This window comes from Celeribacter sp. SCSIO 80838 (assembly GCF_056498065.1).
This window is the reverse complement of the sequence record NZ_JAZKMA010000001.1, coordinates 1,332,872-1,356,959: the sequence shown is the minus strand read 5'-3', so window position 1 is coordinate 1,356,959 and position 24,088 is coordinate 1,332,872. Positions and strand designations below refer to the sequence as shown.

The following is a 24,088-nucleotide window of genomic DNA, read 5'->3' as shown; positions in this document are numbered from 1 at the left end:
CCACAGAGCTTTGCACAAGTTTCGGGTCGGCAGCGCGCAGATGAGCGGGTAGTCTCATGGCATCTCAGCCCGGAGCACCGCCTTGTCCACCCCGCCCCTCGAAGATCGCTACCATTACAACGTCATCCGGCGGGCCATCGACCTGATCGACGCCGCCGCCCTGCCCCTGCCGCTCGAGACTCTGGCCGCCGATCTGGGCATGAGCCCGCATCATCTTCAGAAACTCTTCACCCAATGGGCCGGCGTCTCGCCGAAACGGTTTCAGCAATATCTCACGCTCGGCCATGCCAAGGCGCTGATCGACAACCGTCACACCATGCTCGACACCGCCGACGCCACCGGGCTTTCGGGCACCGGGCGGTTGCATGACCTGTTCCTGCGCTGGGAGGCGATGACCCCCGGCGAATTCGCGCGCAAGGGCGATGGGCTCCGCATCTCCTACGGATATTTCGAAACGCCCTTTGGCGAAGCCCTTGCCATGACCACGGCAAGGGGACTCTGCGCGCTGGCCTTCACCTCCGAGACCACCCGCGAAGAGGCCTTCGCGGACCTCTCCGCCCGCTGGCCCGCCGCCACTTACAGTGAAGCGCCGGAGAAGGTCCGCCCCGCTGTCGAGGCGGCAATCGGTGGCGGCAACCTGTCGCTGCACCTCATCGGTGGCCCGTTCCAGATCAAGGTTTGGGAAGCCCTGCTCTCCATTCCCTCCGGCCATGTCACCACCTATTCTGACATCGCTCAGGCCATCGGCGCGCCGAAAGCCGTGCGCGCGGTCGGCACCGCCGTCGGGCGCAATCCGGTCAGTTGGCTGATCCCCTGCCACCGGGTCCTGCGCAAGACCGGCGCTTTGGGCGGCTATCACTGGGGCCTGCCGGTGAAACGCGCCCTTCTGGCCTATGAAAGCGCACAGAGCGACGCGCTGTGCCCCGTCAGCCCTGAGCGAAATCCCGCCACATTCGCGTGATCGCTCAAAATCCACCGTGCCAGAGGCAAGCGACAGCGCTAAAACCAGCGTCAAGAGCAGTTTTCAGGAGGATCAAACATGAAATCCCCGCTTTACATCGCCATCCCGCTGGTCGCCGCCTTCGGCCTCACCGCCTGTATGGACACGTACGATTCCAATTCCAAAGCCACGCAAGGCGCGGTTGTCGGCGCCACCCTCGGCGGCATCGCTGCGGCGGCCACCTCCGGCAAAAACGACAAGCTGGCCAAAACCGCCGTCGGCGCGATGATCGGCGGGGCCATCGGTGGCGCCATCGGCACCCAGCTCGACAAACAGGCCGCCGATCTTCAGCAATCCATGGGGAATGGCGATGTCAAAATCGTCAACACCGGCTCGCAGCTCATCGTCACCATGCCGCAGGACATCCTGTTCGCCACCGACAGCGCCGTCGTCGTGCCCTCGCTGCAAGACGACCTGCGCGCTCTGGCCTACAACCTTCAGGACTACCCGAACACCACGATCCAGATCGTCGGCCACACCGACAACACCGGCTCGGCCACCTACAATCAGGAACTGTCGACCCGCCGCGCCTCGGCCGTGGCGACCATACTGCGCGCCAACGGTGTCGCCTCCGGTCGAATCCAGGCCTTTGGCCGTGGCGAGGATGCCCCCATCGCGACCAACCTGACCCCCGAAGGACGGGCGCAGAACCGTCGCGTGGAGATCGTCATCACCCCGATGACCTGATCACCGGGTCCGACACGATTTCAAAAGGCCGGGGCATGCTCCGGCCTTTTTCATGCCGGTTTTTCACGCCTGTTTTTCATGGCTCCCTGACCGGCGGTCCTATATTCTGCCCCAAAGGAGCCGCCATGCCGTTTCAGAAAATCCAAGCCGAAAAGCTCAGCGCCTCCGTCGTGCGGCAGATCGAGCTTCTGATCCTGCGCGGCATCCTGCGCCCCGGCGAACGTCTGCCCTCCGAGCGCGATCTGGCCGAACGGCTCGGCGTCTCCCGCCCGTCGCTCCGCGAAGCCATCGCCGAGCTCTCCGCCAAAGGCCTGATCGAAACCCGCGCCAATGCCGGGGTTTTCGTGGCCGATGTGCTGGGCTCCGCCTTCTCCCCCGCCCTCGTAGCGCTTTTCGCAAGCCATGACGAGGCGGTGTTCGATTACGTCGCCTTCCGCCGCGACATGGAGGGGCTCGCCGCCGAACGCGCGGCGAAACTCGCCTCCGACACCGATCTCAAGGTGATCGACACGATCTTTCGCAAAATGGAAGCGGCCCATCCGAAACGGAACCCTTCCGAGGAGGCCCGGCTCGATGCCGAATTTCACCTCGCCATCATCGAGGCCTCGCATAACGTGATCATGCTGCACATGATGCGCTCGATGTTCGATCTGTTGCGCGAGGGCGTGTTTTACAACCGCTCCGTGATGTTCAAACAACGCACCAACCGCGCCCAGCTTCTCGACCAGCACCGCGCGATCAACGATGCGCTACAGGGGCGCGACCCGCAGGCCGCCCGCGCCGCCGTGACGCGCCATCTCGACTATGTCGAAGAGGCGCTAAAGGATCAGCAGAAATTCGAACAGAATGAAGAGATTGCTCGCCTGCGCTACGCGCATGAAACAAATCGTACTTAAGTCGTATCTGAAATCTCTCATTTTCAATTACCCACCCAAAAGCGTGCATCTTGGTACAGGTGCGCTCCAATTGGAATATATATAATTCTCCATATTGTTGCGTTCAAAGAGGTTTCATAGGCCTGAAGGAGTTTCAAACGACGTTTGCGTCCAGATAAATTCCTGTTGGAGCCATATTGATGAAGTCCCTTGGGGAAACTCCCAATCCGCTTTCTCCGCGTCAGGCGCAAATACTATGCCTTCTCGCTCACGGGTATCGCTTGGGAGAAGTCGCCCTGCATCTGGGGATCAGCGATTCCGCCGTGAACCTCTATCTCTCGAACACCAGACAAAAACTCGGCCTGAAAACCAACGAACAATGCCTGGCATTGGCCGTCCACAACGGCTGGTTGAAACAGAATTGCCTATCCCGCAGCTTGGATAAGGCACGTTAAGCACCCGCCCGCATGAACCTTTTCAGAGAAACAGGTTCATCCAGTGACATTCCTTCTCGGCTATCTCGCTCTCATGGCAGCAATTTTCGGTGCACTGTTGAGTTATGCTTATTTTTTCTATGCCCAACATGCTTTGCTGACACGATTACAACTCGGCATCCTTGCCTTTTTCGCCGCCTTGTTCATAGCGCTGAGCCTATATTTCGGCAGGTTGATGTTCCTCTTTTTCCAAAAATAAAAAGCCCCGCCAAAAGCGGGGCTTTTCAATTCGGGGTCCGATCGATCCGGTCAGGAAACCGATCAGTGCAGCTTGGCGGCAACCTCGTCGATCGATGCTTCGATCATGGCGTTGGCTTCGGTCGCCCCCATGTTCTTCGCAATCACGTCCGCAGCGGCGGCCACAGCGACGGAAATCGCGGTGTCCCGCACTTCGCGCACGGCGGCCGCTTCGGCGGCGTCGATCTGCTCGGAAGCGGCGGCCAGACGGCGGGCGATGGAGGCCTTGAGGTCCTCTTTCGCCTTGTCTGCGGCGGCTTCCGCGTCTTTCTTCGCCTGAGCGACGATGGCGTCGGCCTGCGCCTGAACTTCACGCTGCTTGCGCTCGAAAGAGGCGAGGATCGACTGAGCCTCTTCGCGAAGCGCACGGGCTTCGTCGAGCTCGGATTTGATGCCTTCCGCGCGCTTGTCGAGCATGCCGCCGATCATCGACGGCACTTTTTTCCAGAGCAGGATGCCGACGAACACGAGAAAGCCCAGAAGGACGATCAGGTTGGTGTTCGACAGCGTCCAGAAATGGCCCGAAAACGGGTTGGAGCTTGCGGCGAGCGCCGGGGAGGCGGCGGTGAGGGCTACGAGGAGAGAAAGTTTTTTCATGTCCTTAGCCTTTCATCCGCGCGGTGACAGCCGCGGTCACGGTGCCTGCATCGGCACTGGTGCCGAGGGCGGCCACGAGTTCCTTGGCGGTCTCCATGGCGACTTCTTTCACACTGTCGACAGCGCCGGCGCGAATATCGTCGATCGCTTTCGCCGACTCGGCGGCCTTGGCGGAAATCTCCGCATCGGCTTTCGCGGTGGCGGCATCGAGATCGGCCTGAATGGCGGCGCGGGTCTCGTTGGCGATCTGTTGCGCCTGAGCTTTGGCTTCGGCGAGCGCTGCGTTGTAGGCGGCTTCGGCCTCTTTCGCCTTGAGCTTGAGCTCTTCGGCGGCGGCAATGTCGTTCATGATCGTGCCGGAGCGTTCTGCCAGCACCGCGGAGATGCGCGGCAGGGCGATCTTGGACAGCACGAAATAGATCACGACGAGCGTGACCAGAAGCCAGAAAATCTGGTTGGGGAAAGTTGCGAAGTCGAGCTGCGGCATGCCTGCCTCAGCGGCGCCATGTGCAGCACCCTGCGCGGCGTCTACGACCTCTGCCCCATGCGTTTGAGTTGCCATCTGTATCTCCTGATTCTGACCTGTTCTCCCGATGACGGGAGAGACCCCTTTTATGTGGTCGCAACGCTCATAGTGAAAATCATATGACGAAAATCATCCGATTTTCTCAGCATTGCTCACATATTACGCGAGGGTGGGTCTAGATGACCCACCCTGCCGTAAGGATGGAGCGTCGGATCAGACGGCGAACATCAGCAGAAGCGCGACGAGGAACGAGAAGATCCCCAGAGCTTCCGCGAAGGCCATGCCGATGAAGAGGGTCGCGGTTTGCGACGCAGCGGCGGACGGGTTGCGCAGAGCGCCGGAGAGGTAGTTGCCAGCAACGTTACCCACACCCATGGCGGCGCCGCCCATACCGATGGCCGTGAGACCAACACCGATGTATTTGCCGAGTTCTGCGATATTGCCTTCCATTGTGGTATCTCCTTACGTTGGAATTGGCTGGATAGAGTTCGGACCCTTGCGGACCGGATCAGTGAGCCGGGTGCAGCGCGTCTTTCAGATAGACGCAGGTCAGAATGGTGAAGACGTAGGCCTGAATGAAGGCCACGAGGATTTCGAGACCATACATGGCGGTGATCGCCAGAATGGAGACCGGGGAAATCGCGGCGATGGCGGCGAAACCGGCGAAAACTTTGATCACGGCGTGACCGGCCATCATGTTGCCCGCAAGACGGATGGAGTGGCTGACGGGACGCACGAAGTAGGAGATCAGCTCGATCACCGCGAGAAGCGGGCGCACGGCCATCGGCGCGGAGCTGACCCAGAACAGGGCGAGGAATTTGGAGCCGTTCTTCACGAACCCGAGCACTGTCACGAAGAGGAACACCAGAACCGCGAGCACGCCGGTGACGGCGATATGCGAGGTGGTGGTAAACGACAGCGGCAGAAGCCCCAGCATGTTCGAGAACACGATGAAGATGAACAGGGTCATCACATAGGGGAAGTATTTCACGGCGTCTTTGCCGGTCACTTCCTCAAGCATCTTGTAGACGAAACCATAGGTCAGCTCGGCGATCGACTGTCCCTTGGAGGGCACGACCGCGCGGCCACGGGAGCCGACGACCAGAAGCAGGATCACACCGACGACGGCAATCGCCATCCACAGCGTCACGTTGGTGATCGTGTACCAATGCACCGGACCATCGCCGAACAACGGCGTGACCTTGAACTGGTCCATCGGGTGGAAAACAAGGCTGCTCTCGGAACCATGTGCTTCAGTCGCCACGTTCAATCCCTCTCATCACGTGCGGGCGTCCCCGCGTTGTCGTCTTCGGCCGCCTTCTGTTCAGCGACCTGTTGTTTTTCAATGTCCCGCGCGGTGCGCATCATCGTCTTGACGCCGGCCGCGAGACCAAATCCGATAAACAGCACGAGGAAAAGGGGCGTTGTCCCCAACAGCTTGTCCAAGCCGAACCCCATGCCGAAGCCGATCAAAAGACCGGCCACAAGTTCCGTCACCATCCGCCAGGCCATATTGGCCTGAGAAAAGTGCTCTTCGCCGCGGGAGGTTTTCGGCTTTTGCGCCTCTTTCACCTTTGCGATCCGATCTTCCAGAGCGCGCAAACGCCCGGGATCATGCGGCTCGGTCATGGTGAAAGCCCCCTTGGTCACTTGCGGGCAAGCTATGCGGGGGGGGATTTAGAGTCAACGCGGAATTGACCGCGCAAAAATCGAACCAACTATCTGTTTATATTGAGTATTTTCACAACAAAGGAAACCCGGGCGCGCCACCTGCCAGGCCGTTAGCGCAAAAGGCTCGCGTTTTCGTTATTCAACCAAACGGTTGACCAAACCCGCGCGCGCGCCTATCGGCAAAGGCATGACACATGATCTCGACCTCATCTTCGCAGCGCTCGGAGACCCGACCCGTCGGGCCATCCTGTCGATGCTTTTGGAAGACGACATGGCGGTCACCGATGTCGCCGAACCGTTCGAGATGTCTCTGGCCGCGATTTCCAAGCACCTGACGATCCTGACCCGCGCCGGTCTCATCGCGCAGGAGAAACGCGGCCGGGTGAAATGGTGCAAGCTCGAACCCGACGCCATGCGCGCCGCTTCGGTCTGGATGCAGGGCTTCGGTCAGTTCGAGGAGATCGATCTCGATGGGCTGGAGCGGTTTCTCGAGCGGGAACTGCGACCGGATCAGCCATAGCACAAAAGAAAGACGCGCCGCCTGAGGCCGCGCATCCTTACTTGGGGAGGGGCCTTGTGAGCGGATCAGAAGACGAAGCTCAGGATGGCTCCGACCACCACGACAAGACCGACCAGATAGATGATGCTGTGCATTGCGATTTCCTCTCTTTGACTTGAGAGGACAACGCACAAACCCGTGATTTCGTTCCCGCCCCCGCGCCTCAGCCCTCGTGTTCGAGCAGCAGATAGAGCGCCAGAATGGTCAGGCCGATGCCGCCGAACACCAGCGCGGGCGGCGTGCCGTGGCCCAGAGCGATCTCCCAAATGATCACCCAGGACGGCACGAGATAGGTGTAAGCCATGACCTTGGCCGCCGCCAGACGCACGGAGGCATAGGCCAGAAGCGTCGCCGTCGTGGTCGTGGCGAACACCGTGATATAGCCCAGCGCAATCCAGACGATGGCGGGAAGATGCGCCCAGTCGGTCGCCAGCACGTCTTTCCAGCCGAAAAGCAGGATGACGAGCGAGGCGGCGGCCAGCACGAAGAAGGTAAACACCAGCGTACGCTCACCCCGGTGCAGGCGCGGCACCAGCGGCGTGTAGATCGCATGCGCCACGACGCCGATGAAATAGAGCGCCTCGCCGCGTCCGACATGGAAGGCCAGAAGCGCATGGATGTCGGCGCGGAAGATCACCCAGAGCGCGCCCGCCGCCCCGATGGCCAGCGCCATGGCGATGCGGCGCGTGGTGATCTGGCGCATGATCAGATAGCCGAACCCCGCCGCCAGAAGCGGCGTCAGGGTGAAGACGGCGGAGGCGGAGACCGGTTCGGCGGTTTTCAGACCGACGAACATCATCACAAAGTAAAGCGCGAAAATGCCGCCAAGGATCAGGTAGCGCCAGGGCTGACGCGTGGCCTCGCGCGGGATGCCGCCCGTGGCCATGGCCATGATGCCGACAAAGATCGTCGCCGCGACAAAGCGCACCCCGTTCAGCGCCAGCGGCGTGATCTCGTTGGCCGCCATGGAGCCCAGCGAGAACGATCCGGCCACGAGACAGGAGAAGGTGAGCATGGCCAGATGGCCATTGCGGCGGTCGGCGGCGGTCGCGTCATGGGGCACGGGGGGAACTCTTTTGAAAACGCTATGGATCGTGCTCCCTTAGCGCCCATGGCCCGGAAGGTCCATTGCGAGCATCCGCACAGGACAAAATCGTTTTCGCGGCTTTCCGGGACACCCGGCCTGCGTTTGCCCAGTCTGCGATTGCCCGGTCTGCGATCACCCGACCTGCGAACAGGGCCATTCGCGCGAGCGCGCCTTGAGGAAGGTCAGGAAGGCCTGCACCTTCGGCGTGCGATGCAGATCGACATGGGTGACGATCCAGTTCTGGCTGTCCCAATCGGGGCTGGGCGGCAACACCTCGACGAGATCGTCGCGCTGCCCGGCCTGCCATGTCGGCATGAACCCGGCGCCCGCGCCCGCACAGATCGCCTCGGTCATCACCTCGACATCCGAGGTGCGGAAGGCCAGCCGGTCGGCGGGCACATGTTCGTTGATCCAGACCATGAAGGGCGCGCGCGAGCTCGGGTCGTCGAGCGACACGAACCGCAGCTCATGGGCAAGCTCTTCTCCCGTCGCCTGCGGCATGCCGTAGCGCTCAATGTAGGTTTTGTGGACGTAGAGCGCATAGGCCTGACGGTGGAACGGCTGGACCACGTTATCGGGTTCCTGCGGCGGACGCCCGGCCCGGATCGCCACATGCGCCTCGCCATATTCGAGCCGGAACAGCCGCTCGCCGGTCAGGTAGCGCACGTTGAGGCCCGGGTGTTCGAGCTGAAACTCGGAGAGCACCGGCACCAGAAGCGCCCCCATCCCCGGCAGCGAGGTCACAACCAGTTCCCCCGCCACCTCTTCGCCCCGGCCTTTGATCCGGGAGACGAGCTGCGAGAGCTGATCGTCGGTGGTTTGCGCGACCTTCAAAAGATCCATCCCCGCCTCGGTCGGCGTATAGCCGCGGGCGTGACGCTGGAACAGTTTGACGCCCAAGCGCTGTTCGAGGCTGTCGATATGGCGGATCACGGTGGCGTGGTGCACGCCCAGCGCCTGCGCCGCGCCGGACACGGTCCCCATCTTGGCGACCTGAAAGGCGGTGCGGAATTCATCCCAGTTTTCGACGGACATCTCTGGCCTCATGTGCGGAGAAGAACGATTTGTCGCGATCATCCAGATGTCTGTTCGGAATTACAAGCTATTTTGCCGTGTCCCGGTTTCTTAATTCCGCCCACCCCCGCGCGGCCTCGGGCAAATCGCCCGCCCATTCCTCGGCCAAGGCCTGCCGCTCCGCCTCCAGCAACGCCTCCAGCGTCGCGATCCGATCCCCCCGCCCGCGCATGTGATCCTGAAACCGGTGCGAATGCAGGATCGTCGGCACCGCATCCAAGGGCTCCCAGGCATCCAACACCGTCACACGGCGCAGGTTGAATTCCGGCGGCAAGACGTAATAGCGCAGATCGCTTTCCCACAGGAGATCCTTCAAAATGATCTGATCGCGCTCCACCGTCTCATCGGCAAAGAACCGCGCCGCCCATTCCGCCAAAAACGCCAACATCGCCTCGGACCGCCGATAGAGAAACACCCCCGAATTGTGCTGCGGAAAGGCATAGGGCGTCTGATGATCCCGCCCCTGCCGGATCAACCCCCAGTCGCGCCGCACATCATGGGTCAGCGCGCATTCGAACCGCTCCAGCACATCGAAGAGATCGCCCAGAGGCGCGACAAACAACGTGTCGCTGTCGACATACAACGTGCGCTCGAACCGCGTCTCCGGCATCGCCCGCAGTTTCTCACGCGCATGCATCCGTACCTCGACCCGCACCTGATCGAACAGCCCCTCGGGCAAAAGCTCCGGCACATCCGTCACCAGATCGATAGCCAGATCCGGCTCCACCGCCCTGAGGCTCTCGGCCGACTGCACCGCCAGATCGACATAGTCCGGCCCGCTCGCCACATACAGCACACCGCGCGTCACATCTCGCTCCCCCATTGCCCCTCCGCTCTTTGGTCCGCAGAAGCTAGAGCAATTCCCCGCCAAGGCCAGCCCTCACCTTATGTCAACGCGCCGCCCAAATGCCGCATCGCACTTGACTCCCTTCCCGCGCACGCGTAGAGACCCGGCAACATCCCGGAAAGCACCATGCCTTCCGGTCCTCAGGCTATATGCCAGGATCGCCCTCCGTCAGCGCGTTGCGCCCACGGAGGTCAAACCGCATTGGCCTTTTAAACTCACCGCTCCGTGCCCACATGGAGCAAATCGCAACACGGCCAAACGTCATAGTGACAGGAGTACGCCCATGTTTGAAAATCTGTCCGAACGCCTCTCCGGCGTCTTCGACAAGCTCACCAAACAAGGTGCCCTGTCCGAAGACGACGTCAAAACCGCCCTGCGCGAAGTCCGCGTTGCCCTGCTTGAGGCCGACGTCTCCCTCCCGGTCGCCCGCGATTTCGTCAAAGCCGTGGGCGACAAGGCCACCGGTCAGGCGGTCACCAAATCCGTCACCCCCGGTCAGCAGGTCGTCAAGATCGTCCATGACGAACTGGTCCATGTCCTCGCCGGTGACGAAGCAGAGATCGGCACGCTCAAGGTCGACAACGCCCCGGCCCCGATCCTCATGGTCGGTCTGCAAGGTGGCGGCAAAACCACCACCACTGCGAAACTCGCCAAGCGCCTGAAAGAGAAACAGGGCAAACGCGTCCTGATGGCATCGCTCGACATCTACCGTCCTGCGGCCATGGATCAGCTCAAGGTCTTGGGCGAACAGATCGGCGTCGACACCCTGCCAATCGTGCCGGGTCAAACCGCCGCCGACATCGCCCGCCGCGCCAAGCAACAGGCGACGATGGGCGGCTATGACGTCTATATGCTCGACACCGCCGGGCGTCTGTCCATCGACGACGCGCTGATGGCCGAGGTCGAAGAGGTCAAAAAGATCACCACGCCGCGCGAGACGCTTCTCGTGGTCGACGGTCTCACCGGTCAGGACGCCGTCCACACCGCCGAGAACTTCGACGGGCGCATCGGCATCTCCGGTGTCGTGCTGACCCGGATGGACGGTGACGGTCGCGGCGGTGCAGCGCTTTCCATGCGCGCGGTCACCGGCAAGCCGATCAAATTCGTCGGTCTCGGCGAGAAAATGGACGCGCTCGAAGAGTTCCACCCGGAGCGTGTCGCGGGCCGTATCCTCGGCATGGGCGACATCGTGGCCCTCGTCGAGAAGGCGCAGGAAACCATCGAGGCCGAACAGGCCCAGCGCATGATCAAGCGCTTCCAGAAGGGTCAGTTCAACATGAACGACCTGAAGATGCAGCTTGAGCAGATGCAAAAGATGGGCGGCATGGAAAGCATCATGGGTATGATGCCGGGCATGGGCAAAATGGCGAAACAGGTGCAGGACGCCGGTTTCGACGACAGCATCATCAAGCGTCAGATCGCGCTGGTGAACTCCATGACCAAGAAAGAGCGCGCCAACCCCGCGCTCCTTCAGGCCTCGCGCAAGAAACGCATCGCGGCGGGTGCAGGCATGGACGTGTCCGAGCTGAACAAGCTTCTGAAAATGCACCGTCAGATGGCGGACATGATGAAGAAGATGGGCAAGATGGGCAAAGGCGGCATGCTGAAACAGGCTGTGAAAGGCATGTTCGGCAAAGGCGGCCCGCAGGGTCTCGAAGATATGGACCCGGCGAAAATGGCCGAAGCCACCAAGGCGCTGCAAGGCGCGATGCCCAAGGGCATGGGCGGTCTTCCCGGCCTCGGCGGCGGCATGAGCCTGCCGTCCAATCTCTCGGGTCTTGGGAAGAAAAAATAAGGCAAGAAGAAATAACCATGACCCTCGCCCCCACCATAGAAACCCAGCGCCTGCGGTTGCGCGGCCATGTCGAGGCGGATTTCGATTCGTTTGCCGACATGTTCGCCTCGGACCGGTCGCGCTTCATGCATGGCCCGCTCTCGCGGCGTCAGGCATGGTTTGCGTTCTGTGGCGACGTGGCGCAATGGCCGTTGTTCGGCCATGGCGCATGGGGTGTGGAACGTCTGGACGACGGTGCCTTCGTCGGTCAGGTCGCCTTGAACAAACCGCCGCATTTCCCGGAGCTGGAACTGGGCTGGTTCGTCATGGACGGGTTCGAGGGCAAAGGCTACGCGCTGGAGGCCGCCACGGCCGCCCGCGATTACGCCTATGTCGAGATGGGGCGCGACACGCTTGTGTCCTATATCGACGCCGCCAACACCCGCTCGATCGCTTTGGCCGAACGCATGGGCGCGGAACTGGACGAGATGGCTCAGACGCCCGATGGCGAGGCTTGCCTCGTCTACCGTCACCCGACGCCCGAGGCGCTGCAAGACGGCGGCATGGAGGCTTACGCATGAGCCTTTCGCACCGCCTCCTCTTTACCGAAATGTGCCCGACAAAAGTCCGACACAAATCCGACGCTTTGCCGACAGGGGAGTTGCGCCCATGAACGAGACCCAGAAACGCGCCGCCGAGATCCTCAAGGAGCATCGCGAAAGCATCGACCGGCTCGACGCGATCCTCGTCTACACGCTGGGCGAGCGCTTCAAACACACGCAGGCCGTGGGGAAACTCAAGGCCGAAAACGATCTTCCGCCGTCGGACCCGGCGCGCGAAGAAAAACAGATTGCCCGGCTCGAGGAGCTTGCCGTTGCCGCAGACCTCGACCCGGAATTCGCAAAAGCCTTCCTGAAATTCATCATTCAGGAAGTCATCCACCACCACGAAAAACATCAGGAATGACAGAGGCTTAGCCTCTGACAAATAGCTAGTATCAGGAGAAACAACCATGGCTATGAAAATTCGTCTCGCCCGCGGCGGTTCCAAAAAACGCCCGTTCTACCGCATCGTTGCCACCGATTCCCGCATGCCGCGCGACGGTCGCTTCATCGAGAAACTCGGCACCTACAACCCGCTCCTGCCGAAAGACAGCGAGCAGCGCGTCCAGATGGACATCGACGCCGTGAAAGCATGGCTCGAAAAAGGCGCCCAGCCGACCGACCGCGTCGCTCGTATGCTCGAAGCCGCTGGCGTCCTTGAGAAAAAAGAACGCAGCAACCCGAAAAAAGCCGTCCCGGGCAAAAAAGCCCAAGACCGCGCCGAAGAGAAAGCCGCGAAAGCTGCCGAGGCCGCTGAAGCTGCTGCTGCTCCGGCTGAAGAAACTGCCGCTGAAGAGTAAGCGCACCGGGCCTCTGGCCCCGCGCGTTTCGTCCTCTTCCGGGCGCAGGCATTCTGCCTGCGCCTTTTTCCGTAGGGCTTTATCTGTGTGCAATAAAACAAGGGATTGCTGCATCCTACGATTTGCGCACAATCAAAGTTGACCCCGGTTTAACCCGTTATGGTGCTTATATCTCTGAGCAAATACAGGGTAATAAAGACATGACCAAACCTGCTGCACTCGGGCAGTTCTCTGCCGCTTTTCGTAACGATTTTGCCGAACTTCTGCGCTGGCGCCGGGATGTGCGCAGCTTCCGCACCGATCCGGTCGACGACGCGGCGCTTGCCCGTTGCCTTGACGCGTTCACCCTGGCGCCTTCCGTCAGCCTGTCGCAACCCTGGCGCATCGTAGCACTGAGCAGCGAGACCGCACGAACCGCTGCGCTCGAGAATTACAAGACATTCAACGCCGCTGCCCTGGCCGGAACGGAAGGTGAGGCGGCACAGAGTTTTGCCTCGCAAAAGCTCAAGGGGCTCGAGGACGCACCGGTACAATACGCCGTATTCAGCGACGAAAGCGCGACCCACGGCCATCCGCTCGATCTCTCGGCGATCCCCCGTGTGCTCGAATATTCCGTCGCCGCCGCGATCATGCAATTCTGGCTGGCCCTGCGCGCCGAGGGTATCGGCCTTGGCTGGGTGTCGCGTCTCGACCAATCCCGGCTCAAGGCCGATCTCGATCTGGCGCAAAGCTGGACCCTTGTCGGTTATCTCTGCGTCGGCTATCCGACACAGGACAGCGCACTGCCGGAGCTTCAGGTTCAAGGCCATGAGGAGCGTGCCGCTTGCCCCGTGGTTCTGGAGCTGTAAGCTGTCGCAGAAATGGACAGCGAGCAAAGCATGAGTGACACGCGGATCATCGTCGGAGCCATCGCGGGCGCCTTTGGCGTCCATGGCGAGGTGCGAATCAAGAGCTTCTGCGCCGATCCAGAGGCCATCGGGGAGTATTCCCCGCTGACCTCAGAGGATGGCACGGAATATGTCCTGACCCTAACCCGTGCGATCAAGAACGGCTTTGCCGCGGAGATCGAAGGGGTCGAGACCAAGGAAGAGGCGGACGCCCTGCGTGGCGTGACGCTTTATGCCGACCGCACGCATCTGCCCTCTCTGCCCGACGACGAATTCTACCATGCCGATCTGATCGGGCTCACCGTGCTCGACACCGGCGGGGCGGTGCTCGGCACCGTGCGCAACGTGCTGAACCACGGTGCAGGCGATCTTTTGGAGGTGCAGGGGGCGGCCCTGAAGACCCCTGTTCTCCTGCCCTTCACGCTGCAAAACGTGCCAACGGTCGATCTGGCCTCGGGTCGGATCATCGCGGACCCGCCGGACGGTCTGTTCGACTGATGTCCCACCAATCTGCCGGGGATGGTGCGGCGTTTCATCGCTCTGACTTGCATGGCGAAACCAACATCGCGCAGAGGGATGCGATCATTTCTCCTGCCCAGCACATTTCCAAGCCATGAGCCCCAAGGCTATATGAAGCTATGAACGACGATTCGATCTCAACCCCACCCGTTGACGCGCCTCAGCCCCCTGCGGCCCGGTCCCATGGCCGTCTGGCCGTGCGCCCGACGCTCAAACCGCGCGAGCTGATGACAAATACACCGGACATCGCGGGCGTGTGGAAGGCGAAGGTGATCACGCTGTTCCCCGGCGCTTTTCCCGGCGTTCTCGGCGAAAGCCTGACCGGCAAGGCGTTGCAGGACGGCACATGGCAACTCGAACCCATCCATTTGCGCGAGTTCGGCGAAGGCAAGCACAAGAATGTCGACGACACGCCCGCAGGCGGCGGCGCTGGCATGGTGATCCGACCCGACGTGATGGGCAACGCCATCGATTTCGCAATGAACGGCGTGCCACCGGACCGCAAGGAATGGCCTCTGGTGTATCTGTCGCCCCGCGGCAAACGCTTCGATCAGGCGACAGCGAAACGCTGGTCACAGGCACGTGGCATCACTATGATCTGCGGGCGGTTCGAGGGCGTCGATGACCGGGTTCTGTTTCACTACGGGATCAAGGAGGTCAGCCTTGGCGATTTCGTCCTGACCGGCGGCGAGATCGCAGCGCAGGCGATGATCGACGCCACGGTGCGGCTTTTGCCCGGTGTGTTGGGCAATGCCGAAAGCGTCGAGGAAGAAAGCCATTCGAACGGCCTTCTGGAGCACCCGCAATTCACCCGCCCTGCGGAATGGCGCGGGCTGCCGATCCCGGAGGTTCTGATGTCCGGGCACCATGGCAAGATCGCCAAATGGCGCCAGAAGATGGCGGAGAAGATCACCCGGGAGCGTCGCCCGGACATGTGGGCAGCCTACGAGGCAGGTCGCGAACCGGACGAATAAGCCGCATTCCAAACCGCATCAGCGTCAAAACATCACAGATGACAGCTCTGTACAGATCGGCACTTGCCCGGATACGGGTCTGCGCCTAGCCTCGCCCTGACAACGACCAGAGCAGAACACCTTGGACGGCCAAAGGCATACCCAGATCGACGGCCTGCGTGCACTCGCCATGACCGGCGTACTCTATGTCCATTTCTGGGACCGGCAACCACTGACCGAAAACCTGCGGGTGTCCCTGTTCTTCACGGTCAGCGGGTTCCTGATCACCCATATCCTGATTGCCGCCAAGGAAAGCGGACGCCCTGTCAGCATCGGAAATTTCTACATCCGCCGTGCGCTCCGGCTGTTTCCCGCGCTGTTCGTCCTCGGCGCCGCCGCGGTGATCTTCGACATGGATGGCGCGCGCACCTCCTGGCCCTGGCATGTGTTGCAGGCCTCGAACCTCTATTTCGCCTTCCATGAACAGTTCAGCCCCTGGGTGTTCAGCCATCTCTGGAGCCTCAACATCCTCGAACAGTTCTACCTGATCTGGCCCCTAGTGATCCTGCTCATGCCGATCCGGGGTATTTATCTCGTGACGCTGGGCATGCTGGTCGGCTCCGCCTTCGTCTATGCCCATGGCAACGACATGGGGTTGACCGACTGGACCCGGCGCCTGATTTTTCAGTTCGACCCCATCGCCAGCGGTGCGCTCACTTATCTTTTGGTGCGGCACAACCGCGATGTGCGCGAGGTGGTCACCTCCCGCTGGGCCCTGCTGGCGGCGCTCATGGTCATGGCCTCACCGTTCTTCCTCTGGCCTGGGTTCGGTGAAGTCCCGACCTATCGCCTGCTCTGCCAACCGGCGCTCGGGGTCGTGGTTGCCGGGGCATGGCGCGGTTATCGCGGGCCGGTCGGCTGGCTTTTGGGCTGTCGCGCCGCGCAATTCATCAGTCGGATCAGCTACGGCGTCTTCATGTACCATCTGGCAATCTGGTGGGCGATGGGGCAGATCGGCTCCTCGCTCTACAGCACAGGCCCGCTGCCGTTCTTCGCCATGACCGCGCTGAGCCTTCTCGCGGCCACCCTGTCGTGGTATCTTATCGAAGAACCGATTTCGCGATTGAAACGGCGGTTTCCGACCGTGCGGTCCGGTCGCGAGATCCTGGCCACCGAAACCGTCGCATAAGACTTGCATTCTTGGGCATTTCTGCCTAGAACCCGCGCGTCCGGGGTCGAGATTCGACCAACCGGGCCTTTTCGTTTTGTCCGGGCCTGTTCTTCGACGCCCGATCCGACATCCGGAAAGACCAAAGCAAAGACGACCTGAACCCTCCGGCGGGCATCCCCTATGGGACAAGATGGACCCGATCGAAGACGCGGAGCTCTGAGGCGATTGAAACTTCGTGGCATACCACGAGCAAATTGGAGTGTAAGCGATGGATCTGATCGCACAGCTTGAAGCCGAGCAAATCGCAGCTCTCGGCAAAACCATCCCGGATTTCAAGGCCGGTGACACCATCCGCGTCGGTTATAAAGTGACCGAAGGCACGCGCACCCGCGTGCAGAACTACGAAGGTGTCTGCATTTCCCGTAAGAACGGCAAAGGCATTGCCGGTTCCTTCACGGTTCGCAAAATTTCCTTCGGTGAAGGCGTTGAGCGTGTGTTCCCGCTCTACTCCACCAACATCGAATACATCGAGGTTGTGCGTCGCGGCCGTGTGCGTCGTTCGAAACTGTACTACCTCCGTTCGCGTCGCGGCAAATCCGCCCGTATCGCGGAAGTCGCCAACTACAAGTCGCTCGAAGCCTGAGGATCGTCACGATGAAAACCGATATCCATCCCGACTACCACTTCATCGACGTCAAAATGACCGATGGCACCATCGTGAAAATGCGCTCCACCTGGGGTTCGGAAGGCGACACCCTGTCGCTCGACATCGACCCCTCGGTGCACCCGGCCTGGACCGGCGGCAACTCCCGCCTGCTGGACGCCGGTGGTCGCGTTTCCAAGTTCAAAAACAAATACGCTGGCCTCGGCTTCTGAGCTTCCGCCCGTATCTGATATGCAAAGGCCCGCCATCTGGCGGGCCTTTTCGTTTGTCCTGCGGACTGGCACCCACCACCTTACTGCGCGGCGACCTCGGCCAGAAGCGGCGTGATCACCCGCACCGCAGCGCGGCGATTGCTGCGGTCGGCCTCAATGGTCTGAACCTTGAGATAGCGCTCGCCATAGCCCTGAACGACCATGTTTTCCGGCGGCACGTCGAAATACTCCGTCAGGGCGAGAGCCAGACTTTCCGCCCGACGATCCGACAGCGCCAAGTTCATCGTCGCAGCCCCCACGGCGTCGGTGTGGCCCTCGACCAAAAAGACCTCACGCGGGTTGGCGGCAATCGCCTCGCGCATCGCCCGCCCCAGAGCCGCAAGCTCTTCGGCCTCGGAGGGCGAGATCGCGGCGGAGCCACTGGCGAAGGTCACATTGGTTAGTTCGATCTCCGGCGCCAGCTCCCGCACCGCGCGGATGGAGCGGATCTGGTTCAGGGAAAAGCGACGGTTCAGCGCCTCAGACTGCGCTTGACTGGCGGCCAATGCGGCCCGGAGCGCGTCTTCGTCCTCGGTATAGGTCACGGATTTCTGCGGCGTATCCGGCAGGGCCGTCACATCGACCGCCTCAATGGCCTGCGTGTCATCGAACAGCACAACGCGCGTGCCATCGACCAGCACGCGCTCACGGCGCAGCACCCGACCGTCGGCGGAGCGGATCGTCACAACCTCGCTGCCGTCCTCGCGGTTCAGCGTGGTGCGGGTCGAGCCATCGGTAAACCGCTCCGTCGTCACCTGAGAGCCGGGCTGGCGCAACAGCGCATCGTCATTCTTGAGCACGCGCAACTGACCGTCGCGCTCCACGATCACCCGATCGCCGGTGTTGGCCACAACCTGATCGTTATCGGCGAGCACATTGCCGATCACCGCGGCACCCACGGCCCCGATCAGGAATTTCTCGAGATTGGACAGACCCTCGTCGTCCTTCTCGCTCTGCACCGTGGTCCGATTGGCGAATTCCTCGTTCGACGCCCGTGTGGTCTCGCGTGTTACGGTTTCGGTCTCGACCTCGATTTCCTGTCCGGTCTCAGCGGAGGACGCCGCAGCCGGAGGCGCAAGCGCCTCTTCCTCCGCCGCCTGCGCGGCCTCTTCTTCAGCCTGCGCCTGAAGCACCTCCTCCGTCATCTCAACGGCCTCGGCTTCGCCTGCTGTGGTCGGGATAAAAACCCCTTCGGCGTCCTCGGAGGGCCCGTCAGTGATCTGAGGCGCACCCTCCGCATCGGTCATGTCGTCGGTGACAGGCGTCTCCGCCACCGGGGGCATGTCCTCATACGCGATCTCTTCGGTCTCACCCGTGTCCATCGGTTGCTCCGTCACGTCGACGCCCGTTTCGGGCGTTGCCGCGTCGGTTTCCACCGCCTCTGTCCCGGCGGGCGGCATATCCTCCGCCAGTTGATCCGCCAGAGCGTCCTCTTCGACGACCTCCTGATGCTCAAGGTCGGCGGCGGCCTCTTCGCCCACGGTCGCGGGGGCGGTTTCCACCTCCTCGCGCGGTGCGGCGATGCCGAGCGCCTCATAGGCCTCAACCGCACTGACGACACGTCCGTCCTTCAACATCACCGTGCCCTCCTCGGTCATACAGGGCGGCTGAATGTCGCTGCAGGCTTCCAGCACCATGCTTTCCTCCACCATGCTTTCTTCCATCGCCTGCGCTTCCTGCGCCAGCGCGGGGGTGCTCAACCCGAGGCCGATGAGGCCGAAACCGGTGGCAGCCGTGCTCATAATCATGCGTTTCATGTGTCTTCTCCCAAAGTGGTGCTGCGCCCTGACAGGCCGCACATATCCTCCCTCAACGCTTGAAGCCTCAAATTCGTTTCCATATCCGCGTCGCAACACTCGCGCACGGATCGTGGAAACCGGGCGAAACGCTCTTGCACGGCAGCGAAAAACATCGTCATACAAGGTCGCAAAGAGACAACACACGCAGCGCAAAAGCGCGCGGACAGAACGGGAAATTGGGAACGTGGCGCATATCATCATCGTCGGCAACGAGAAGGGCGGAGCGGGGAAATCGACCGCCTCCATGCATGTGGCGACGGCTTTGGCGCGGCTGGGCCATCGGGTCGGCGCGCTCGATCTCGACCTGCGGCAAAAGACATTTGCCCGCTATCTGGAAAACCGCCTGAGCTATTGCCTGCGCGACGGGATCGAGCTTCCGACGCCGGACTATCGCGACCTGCCGCAAGTCGATGCCGACGATCTTGCCGAAGGTGAGAACATTTACGACCGACGCCTGTCGATGGCCGTCGCAGGGCTGGAAGAGACCTGCGACTTTATCCTGATCGACTGCCCCGGATCGCACACCCGGCTGTCGCAGGTGGCGCATACGCTCGCCGATACGCTGATCACGCCGATGAACGACAGTTTCATCGATTTCGACCTTCTGGCCCGCGTTGATCCCGACAGCAACAAGATCCTCGGCCCCTCGGTCTATTCGGAGATGGTCTGGAACGCACGACAATTGCGGGCGCAGGCCGGGCTCAAGCCGATTGATTGGGTCGTACTCCGTAACCGTCTCGGCGCGCAGCAGATGCACAACAAGAAAAAGATCGGCGACGCGCTCGACGAGCTGTCGAAACGCATCGGCTTCCGCGTTGCTCCCGGTTTTTCCGAACGGGTGATCTTCCGGGAACTGTTCCCGCGCGGGCTGACGCTTTTGGATCTCAAGGACATCGGCGTCAAATCGGCGATGAACATTTCGAACGTCGCCGCCCGTCAGGAATTGCGCGACCTGATGAAAGAGCTGAATCTGCCCGGCGTCGCGGTAGATTTCTGATCGCGCAGCCGACCTCAGCCCATCCGATCCAGACGGCGCAGGAACGCATCGCCTTTCTGACGCGTCACCATGTGGCGCTCGCCGGGCACACTGCGGGAGACGGTCTCGGCGAGCGGCGTTCGGCTGGGCGCATTGTGCTCCGCCCGGCCACGACGCTGCCAGATCAACAGGGCAACGGCCAAAATCATAAGACCAAGCCCAACGGCCATAAGTGTCACCTGAGCGCGGGCGTCGAGCCCGGCCAGTACTTGCACCAAAAACGCCTTCACCTGCATGACGATGTCCATCGCAAGATCTCCACAAACCCCCGGTTAACCGCGACTATCCCCCCGGAAAAAGGCAGCATTCCGGCCAGCCTGTGGTCAAAGCTGTGAAATTTCGTGATGCTCGCAAGACAGGGTTAACGTGACCGCGCCCGCCAGAGCGCCCCGGCCCGTTCTACGGGGTCGGCTTCCCCTAAAGTCTCCAGCGCCAGAGACGCCGTGGCCAGCACGATCGCCTCCACGAATGGATCTTCGAGCCTACCCTCCCAAAGGGCCGCAAGACGTGAGAGATCGGTCTCGCCATCGTTGAGCCTGCGCACATCCTCATGGGCCGGTGGCACGAGCCCCTCCCACCGCAGACCGTCCCGCAGTCCGAAGACCTGAATGTCCTTCGACGGATTGCGCTCGAACTCGCCACCGCCGCCTTTGATCACCGACAGGGACTTCAGCCCGAGAAGGCCGGAGGCATCGGCCTGCAACTCCCGGTAAGGCGGGTGAAACACACCCTGAACCGAGGCCCCTGCCCCACCCGGATTGAGCATCCGCGCCACGGTGTTGAGGCAGGAGCGAAGGCCGAAGACAGCGCGCAATTGCAAGAGGTGCAGAAGCTCCGGCGAGAAATTTTCCAGCGGCAGATAGGCGATGCCCTCTGTCGCCATCACCTCGCGCGCATGATCCGGACTGTCGCAGGAGGTAATCCCCGCATAGGGCATCCCCTCGCGCACCAGATGGCCACTTTCGCCCAGCCCGTTCCAGCCATGCATCAGGACCTTATACCCGCCTTCCGCCACAAGCCGCGCGGACAAAAGGAACCACGGCAGGCCCCGCGTGCGGCCCGCCGCATAGGACGGCCAATCGAGATCGGGCTCCGGCACGGTTACGAGCGTATCGCGCAGCGCGCGCGTGAAGCCCGCAATCTCCTCAGGCACTTCGCCCTTCATCCGCATCAGCATCAGCATGGCACCGACGCTTTCGGGCGCGGCCTCGCCCCGGAGCACACGCGCCATGGCCTCATGCGCCTCGTCATAGTTCAGGGATCGGGACCGACCCGGGCCACGGCCCAAAATCCGAACGAATTCGGCAATGCTCATCGGGTGTCCCCTCGGTTCACTCTGCGGCTTCGCGGCCCTTGATCCGTTCGATCAGCGCTTTGATCTCGGGGCGACAGGAGCCACAATTCGTGCCCGCCTGTAGCGCCTCGCCAATCGCTTCGACCGTCATCAGCCCACGCGTTTCAATTGCGGAGAGAATAGTGTTCACCCCCACATTGAAGCAAGAGCAGAGCACAGGCCCCGGGTCGGGTTGATCGGCCGGGGATTTGCCCGAGAGCACCATCGGCGCTTCCTGCCCCGGCAGATGCGCCAGGTAATCGCGCATCACCGCGACCGGTTGGCGCGACACGAAAAGCGCGGCCTGCAGCGCGCCGTCCTTATGAAAGGCGATGCGCGCGGTGCCTTTGGCCGGATCGAGCATGGTCTGGACATCCGCATCGACCAGATCGAACAACTGACGGGCCGCCTCGACCCAATCTTCGGGCGTCTCGCGCCCCGCCAGTTCCATGCGATAGCCCGCGTAGGTTTTCGCCTGCGCCCAATAGTCGGCATTGGCCTTCACCGGGGTTTGCGAGATCGCAAAGCCATACCACGCCGCCTCAAACAGTTTGATTTGCGCGACAGAGCCTTTGCTCTCCGGCTGGCCGGAGACTGGGTCCGTCACCGGGGCCACAAGCGCGTCGATCCGTGCGGCGGGGGCGTTTTCGCCGGTCCAATGCATCGGCGCGAAAATCTCGCCGGGGGCGATCCGGTCGGTGATCATGGCGCGCAGGATCGCCTTGCCATTGGGCGAGGTCACCTCGACGAGAGAGGTCGGACCAATGCCACGGGCGCGGGCATCCTCCGGGTGAATTTCAATGAACGGCTCGCCCAAATGGGCATTGAGGCGCGGCGCGCGGGCGGTGCGGGTCATGGTGTGCCACTGATCGCGCACCCGGCCGGTGTTCAGCCGGAACGGATAGCGCGGCCCGGTTTTGGCCACGGGCGGTTTCCACGACACGGGCAGCATCCGGGCCTTGCCATCGGGGGTATAGAATTTCCCGTCGGCAAAGAAACGACCGCCCTGCTTGCCATCGGACACCGGCCAGCGGGTCGGCTCAAGCGCATCATATTCGGCGTCCGACAGGTCCTTGAGACCGGAGATGTCGAAATCTTTACCAAAGCCACCAGCGATGCCGGACAGGGCCGCATATTCGCGGAAAATCTCGGCGGGGCTCTCATAATCGAAAGCCGCACCATAGCCCATCAGACGCCCGACCTCGGCCAATTGCCACCAATCCGGGCGCGCATCGCCGGGGGCGGGCAGAACGGCACGCTGCCGGGAAATGATCCGATCGGAATTGGTCACGGTGCCGCTTTTCTCACCCCAGCCGGTGGCGGGCAAAAGCACATGGGCAAGGCGCGCCGTATCGGTCGCCTCGGTGATGTCGGAGACCACGACGAACTCGCAGCCCGCAATGGCCTCGCGCACCTTGTCGGCGTCCGGCATGGACACGGCGGGGTTGGTGTGAAGAATCCACAGCGCCTTGATCTTGCCCTCGCCCACAGCGCGGAACATGTCGACGGCTTTGAGACCGGCCTGTTCCGGGATGACCCGCGCGGACCAGAAATCGCCCACGGCCTTGCGGTGATCAGCATTCTCGATGTCGAGATGACAGGCCAGCATATTCACCAGCCCGCCGACCTCGCGCCCGCCCATGGCGTTGGGCTGACCGGTGACGGAAAACGGCCCAAGCCCCGCACGCCCGATGCGACCCGTGGCGAGGTGGCAATTGGTGATCGCATTGACCTTGTCTGTGCCGGAGGAGGATTGGTTGACGCCTTGGGAGAAGATCGTCACGACCTTTTCCGTACCGCACCAAAGCGCATAGAACTCAGCCAGCAGATCGTCCGACAGGCCCGTCACGGAGAGATCGTCGGCCTTGGCGGCTTCGATGGCCTCATCGAGACCCGTGACATGTTCGCCGAACTCACGGTCGATCAGGCCGCGCATCGCGATCTCCGCCAAAAGCCCGTTGAATAGTGCCACATCGGCCCCCGGTTTCACCGGCAGATGCAAGTCCGCCAGATCGCAGGAGGCGGTGCGGCGCGGGTCGATGACGACGAGCTTTTGCTCCGGGCGTTTCTTGCGATTGGCCAGAATGCGTTGATAAAGCACCGGGTGACACCAGGCGAGATTCGAGCCGGTGAGCACGATCAGATCGGCCTCGTCCAGATCCTCATAGGTGCCCGGAACCGTGTCGGTGCCAAAGGCGCGTTTGTGTCCGGCCACAGTCGAGGCCATGCAGAGGCGCGAATTCGTGTCGATATTGGCCGAACCGATGAAGCCTTTCATCAGCTTGTTGGCGACATAATAATCCTCGGTCAGGAGCTGGCCGGAGACGTAAAAGGCCACGCTGTCGGGGCCATGTTCGGCGATGGCTTCGGAGAACTTGCGCGCCACAAGGCCCAACGCGCTGTCCCAATCCGTGTCCTCGCCATGGACGCGCGGGGCCAGAAGCCGCCCGTCGAGCGAGACGGTTTCGCCCAGAGCCGTGCCCTTGGAACAGAGACGCCCAAAATTCGCCGGGTGGCTTTTGTCGCCGCGCACATCGAGGCCGCCCTGCCCATCCGGGCCCAGAACGACACCGCACCCGACCCCGCAATAGGGGCAGGTCGAGCGGATCGCACAGGTGGATTTCGGCGCTTTCATCACATCACCT

General features: G+C 62.0%; 29 protein-coding genes. 17 read left to right on the top strand and 12 right to left on the bottom strand.

Going from position 1 to position 24,088, the window contains the following annotated elements:
* Window positions 1-82: 82 nt before the first annotated feature.
* The 5 genes from V1475_RS06825 (at window position 83) to V1475_RS06805 (ending at window position 3,255) form a co-directional block, all read left to right on the top strand.
* Window positions 83-961, top strand: a complete 879-nt coding sequence (locus V1475_RS06825) for a methylated-DNA--[protein]-cysteine S-methyltransferase (RefSeq protein ID WP_479412125.1) — start codon at window positions 83-85, stop codon at window positions 959-961.
* A 78-nt stretch (window positions 962-1,039) separates the two neighbouring features.
* Complete coding sequence (locus V1475_RS06820) at window positions 1,040-1,687, top strand: YiaD family glycine zipper/OmpA-like lipoprotein (protein WP_434289128.1); 648 nt, start codon at window positions 1,040-1,042, stop codon at window positions 1,685-1,687.
* A 125-nt stretch (window positions 1,688-1,812) separates the two neighbouring features.
* Entirely contained in the window at window positions 1,813-2,583 is a 771-nt protein-coding gene (locus V1475_RS06815) for a FadR/GntR family transcriptional regulator (RefSeq protein WP_479412124.1), read from the top strand.
* 179 nt (window positions 2,584-2,762) lie between these two features.
* The gene (locus tag V1475_RS06810) at window positions 2,763-3,017 is read left to right on the top strand and encodes a response regulator transcription factor (RefSeq protein ID WP_479413957.1); all 255 of its coding nucleotides are present in this window, start codon (window positions 2,763-2,765) and stop codon (window positions 3,015-3,017) included.
* Window positions 3,018-3,060: 43 nt separating this feature from the next.
* Window positions 3,061-3,255, top strand: coding sequence for a hypothetical protein (locus V1475_RS06805; protein WP_479412123.1), 195 nt, complete (start codon window positions 3,061-3,063; stop codon window positions 3,253-3,255).
* 62 nt (window positions 3,256-3,317) lie between these two features.
* On the opposite strand, the gene V1475_RS06800 is transcribed toward V1475_RS06805, so the two are convergent.
* From V1475_RS06800 to V1475_RS06780, 5 genes are all read right to left on the bottom strand, one after another.
* On the bottom strand, window positions 3,318-3,890 hold the full coding sequence (locus V1475_RS06800; protein ID WP_434289134.1) for a F0F1 ATP synthase subunit B: 573 nt from the start codon (window positions 3,888-3,890) through the stop codon (window positions 3,318-3,320).
* A gap of 4 nt (window positions 3,891-3,894) precedes the next feature.
* Entirely contained in the window at window positions 3,895-4,452 is a 558-nt protein-coding gene (locus tag V1475_RS06795; RefSeq protein WP_434289136.1) for a F0F1 ATP synthase subunit B', read from the bottom strand.
* Between the two features lie 177 nt (window positions 4,453-4,629).
* Complete coding sequence (locus V1475_RS06790) at window positions 4,630-4,866, bottom strand: F0F1 ATP synthase subunit C (protein ID WP_066608699.1); 237 nt, start codon at window positions 4,864-4,866, stop codon at window positions 4,630-4,632.
* Between the two features lie 58 nt (window positions 4,867-4,924).
* The gene (locus V1475_RS06785; RefSeq protein WP_434289138.1) at window positions 4,925-5,680 is read right to left on the bottom strand and encodes a F0F1 ATP synthase subunit A; all 756 of its coding nucleotides are present in this window, start codon (window positions 5,678-5,680) and stop codon (window positions 4,925-4,927) included.
* 2 nt (window positions 5,681-5,682) lie between these two features.
* Window positions 5,683-6,045, bottom strand: coding sequence for an AtpZ/AtpI family protein (locus V1475_RS06780; RefSeq protein ID WP_434289139.1), 363 nt, complete (start codon window positions 6,043-6,045; stop codon window positions 5,683-5,685).
* A 229-nt stretch (window positions 6,046-6,274) separates the two neighbouring features.
* Between V1475_RS06780 and V1475_RS06775 the strand changes: the two genes are divergently transcribed.
* On the top strand, window positions 6,275-6,607 hold the full coding sequence (locus V1475_RS06775) for an ArsR/SmtB family transcription factor (RefSeq protein ID WP_434289141.1): 333 nt from the start codon (window positions 6,275-6,277) through the stop codon (window positions 6,605-6,607).
* 202 nt (window positions 6,608-6,809) lie between these two features.
* On the opposite strand, the gene V1475_RS06770 is transcribed toward V1475_RS06775, so the two are convergent.
* The 3 genes from V1475_RS06770 to V1475_RS06760 all read right to left on the bottom strand — a co-directional run bounded on the left by V1475_RS06770 (window position 6,810) and on the right by V1475_RS06760 (window position 9,630).
* A complete protein-coding gene (locus tag V1475_RS06770) occupies window positions 6,810-7,709 on the bottom strand; it encodes a DMT family transporter (protein ID WP_479412122.1) in 900 nt (299 codons plus the stop codon).
* A 156-nt stretch (window positions 7,710-7,865) separates the two neighbouring features.
* On the bottom strand, window positions 7,866-8,768 hold the full coding sequence (locus V1475_RS06765) for a LysR family transcriptional regulator (protein WP_434289143.1): 903 nt from the start codon (window positions 8,766-8,768) through the stop codon (window positions 7,866-7,868).
* A 67-nt stretch (window positions 8,769-8,835) separates the two neighbouring features.
* Window positions 8,836-9,630, bottom strand: a complete 795-nt coding sequence (locus V1475_RS06760; protein WP_479412121.1) for a glycosyltransferase family protein — start codon at window positions 9,628-9,630, stop codon at window positions 8,836-8,838.
* Window positions 9,631-9,937: 307 nt separating this feature from the next.
* Here V1475_RS06760 and ffh point away from each other — a divergent pair, with 307 nt between their 5' ends.
* The 10 genes from ffh to rpmE all read left to right on the top strand — a co-directional run bounded on the left by ffh (window position 9,938) and on the right by rpmE (window position 17,236).
* Entirely contained in the window at window positions 9,938-11,449 is a 1,512-nt protein-coding gene (gene ffh / locus V1475_RS06755) for a signal recognition particle protein (protein WP_479412120.1), read from the top strand.
* A gap of 17 nt (window positions 11,450-11,466) precedes the next feature.
* On the top strand, window positions 11,467-12,009 hold the full coding sequence (locus V1475_RS06750; protein ID WP_479412119.1) for a GNAT family N-acetyltransferase: 543 nt from the start codon (window positions 11,467-11,469) through the stop codon (window positions 12,007-12,009).
* Between the two features lie 88 nt (window positions 12,010-12,097).
* Window positions 12,098-12,394: a chorismate mutase gene (locus V1475_RS06745; RefSeq protein WP_479412118.1), complete on the top strand. Its 297-nt coding sequence runs from the start codon at window positions 12,098-12,100 to the stop codon at window positions 12,392-12,394.
* Window positions 12,395-12,440: 46 nt separating this feature from the next.
* Window positions 12,441-12,830 carry a 30S ribosomal protein S16 gene (gene rpsP, locus V1475_RS06740; protein ID WP_479412117.1) on the top strand — a complete coding sequence of 130 codons (390 nt, stop codon included), beginning with the start codon at window positions 12,441-12,443 and terminating at the stop codon, window positions 12,828-12,830.
* Between the two features lie 200 nt (window positions 12,831-13,030).
* Window positions 13,031-13,678, top strand: coding sequence for a 5,6-dimethylbenzimidazole synthase (gene bluB, locus V1475_RS06735; RefSeq protein ID WP_434289153.1), 648 nt, complete (start codon window positions 13,031-13,033; stop codon window positions 13,676-13,678).
* Between the two features lie 30 nt (window positions 13,679-13,708).
* Entirely contained in the window at window positions 13,709-14,215 is a 507-nt protein-coding gene (gene rimM / locus V1475_RS06730) for a ribosome maturation factor RimM (protein ID WP_479412116.1), read from the top strand.
* Between the two features lie 140 nt (window positions 14,216-14,355).
* On the top strand, window positions 14,356-15,210 hold the full coding sequence (gene trmD / locus V1475_RS06725) for a tRNA (guanosine(37)-N1)-methyltransferase TrmD (RefSeq protein WP_479412115.1): 855 nt from the start codon (window positions 14,356-14,358) through the stop codon (window positions 15,208-15,210).
* Between the two features lie 121 nt (window positions 15,211-15,331).
* Complete coding sequence (locus V1475_RS06720; protein WP_479412114.1) at window positions 15,332-16,378, top strand: acyltransferase family protein; 1,047 nt, start codon at window positions 15,332-15,334, stop codon at window positions 16,376-16,378.
* A gap of 250 nt (window positions 16,379-16,628) precedes the next feature.
* Window positions 16,629-17,003 carry a 50S ribosomal protein L19 gene (gene rplS, locus V1475_RS06715; RefSeq protein WP_434289159.1) on the top strand — a complete coding sequence of 125 codons (375 nt, stop codon included), beginning with the start codon at window positions 16,629-16,631 and terminating at the stop codon, window positions 17,001-17,003.
* Window positions 17,004-17,014: 11 nt separating this feature from the next.
* A complete protein-coding gene (rpmE, locus tag V1475_RS06710) occupies window positions 17,015-17,236 on the top strand; it encodes a 50S ribosomal protein L31 (protein WP_434289161.1) in 222 nt (73 codons plus the stop codon).
* An 80-nt stretch (window positions 17,237-17,316) separates the two neighbouring features.
* Here rpmE and V1475_RS06705 read toward each other — a convergent pair whose 3' ends face one another.
* Window positions 17,317-19,032: an OmpA family protein gene (locus V1475_RS06705; protein WP_479412113.1), complete on the bottom strand. Its 1,716-nt coding sequence runs from the start codon at window positions 19,030-19,032 to the stop codon at window positions 17,317-17,319.
* 226 nt (window positions 19,033-19,258) lie between these two features.
* Between V1475_RS06705 and V1475_RS06700 the strand changes: the two genes are divergently transcribed.
* The gene (locus tag V1475_RS06700) at window positions 19,259-20,071 is read left to right on the top strand and encodes a division plane positioning ATPase MipZ (protein WP_479412112.1); all 813 of its coding nucleotides are present in this window, start codon (window positions 19,259-19,261) and stop codon (window positions 20,069-20,071) included.
* 14 nt (window positions 20,072-20,085) lie between these two features.
* Here the strand turns inward: V1475_RS06700 and V1475_RS06695 are convergent, their stop codons facing one another.
* The 3 genes from V1475_RS06695 to V1475_RS06685 all read right to left on the bottom strand — a co-directional run bounded on the left by V1475_RS06695 (window position 20,086) and on the right by V1475_RS06685 (window position 24,078).
* Entirely contained in the window at window positions 20,086-20,358 is a 273-nt protein-coding gene (locus tag V1475_RS06695) for a hypothetical protein (RefSeq protein WP_479412111.1), read from the bottom strand.
* Between the two features lie 113 nt (window positions 20,359-20,471).
* Entirely contained in the window at window positions 20,472-21,425 is a 954-nt protein-coding gene (locus V1475_RS06690; protein ID WP_479412110.1) for a glycosyl transferase family protein, read from the bottom strand.
* Window positions 21,426-21,441: 16 nt separating this feature from the next.
* A complete protein-coding gene (locus tag V1475_RS06685) occupies window positions 21,442-24,078 on the bottom strand; it encodes a molybdopterin-dependent oxidoreductase (RefSeq protein ID WP_479412109.1) in 2,637 nt (878 codons plus the stop codon).
* Window positions 24,079-24,088 lie beyond the last annotated feature (10 nt).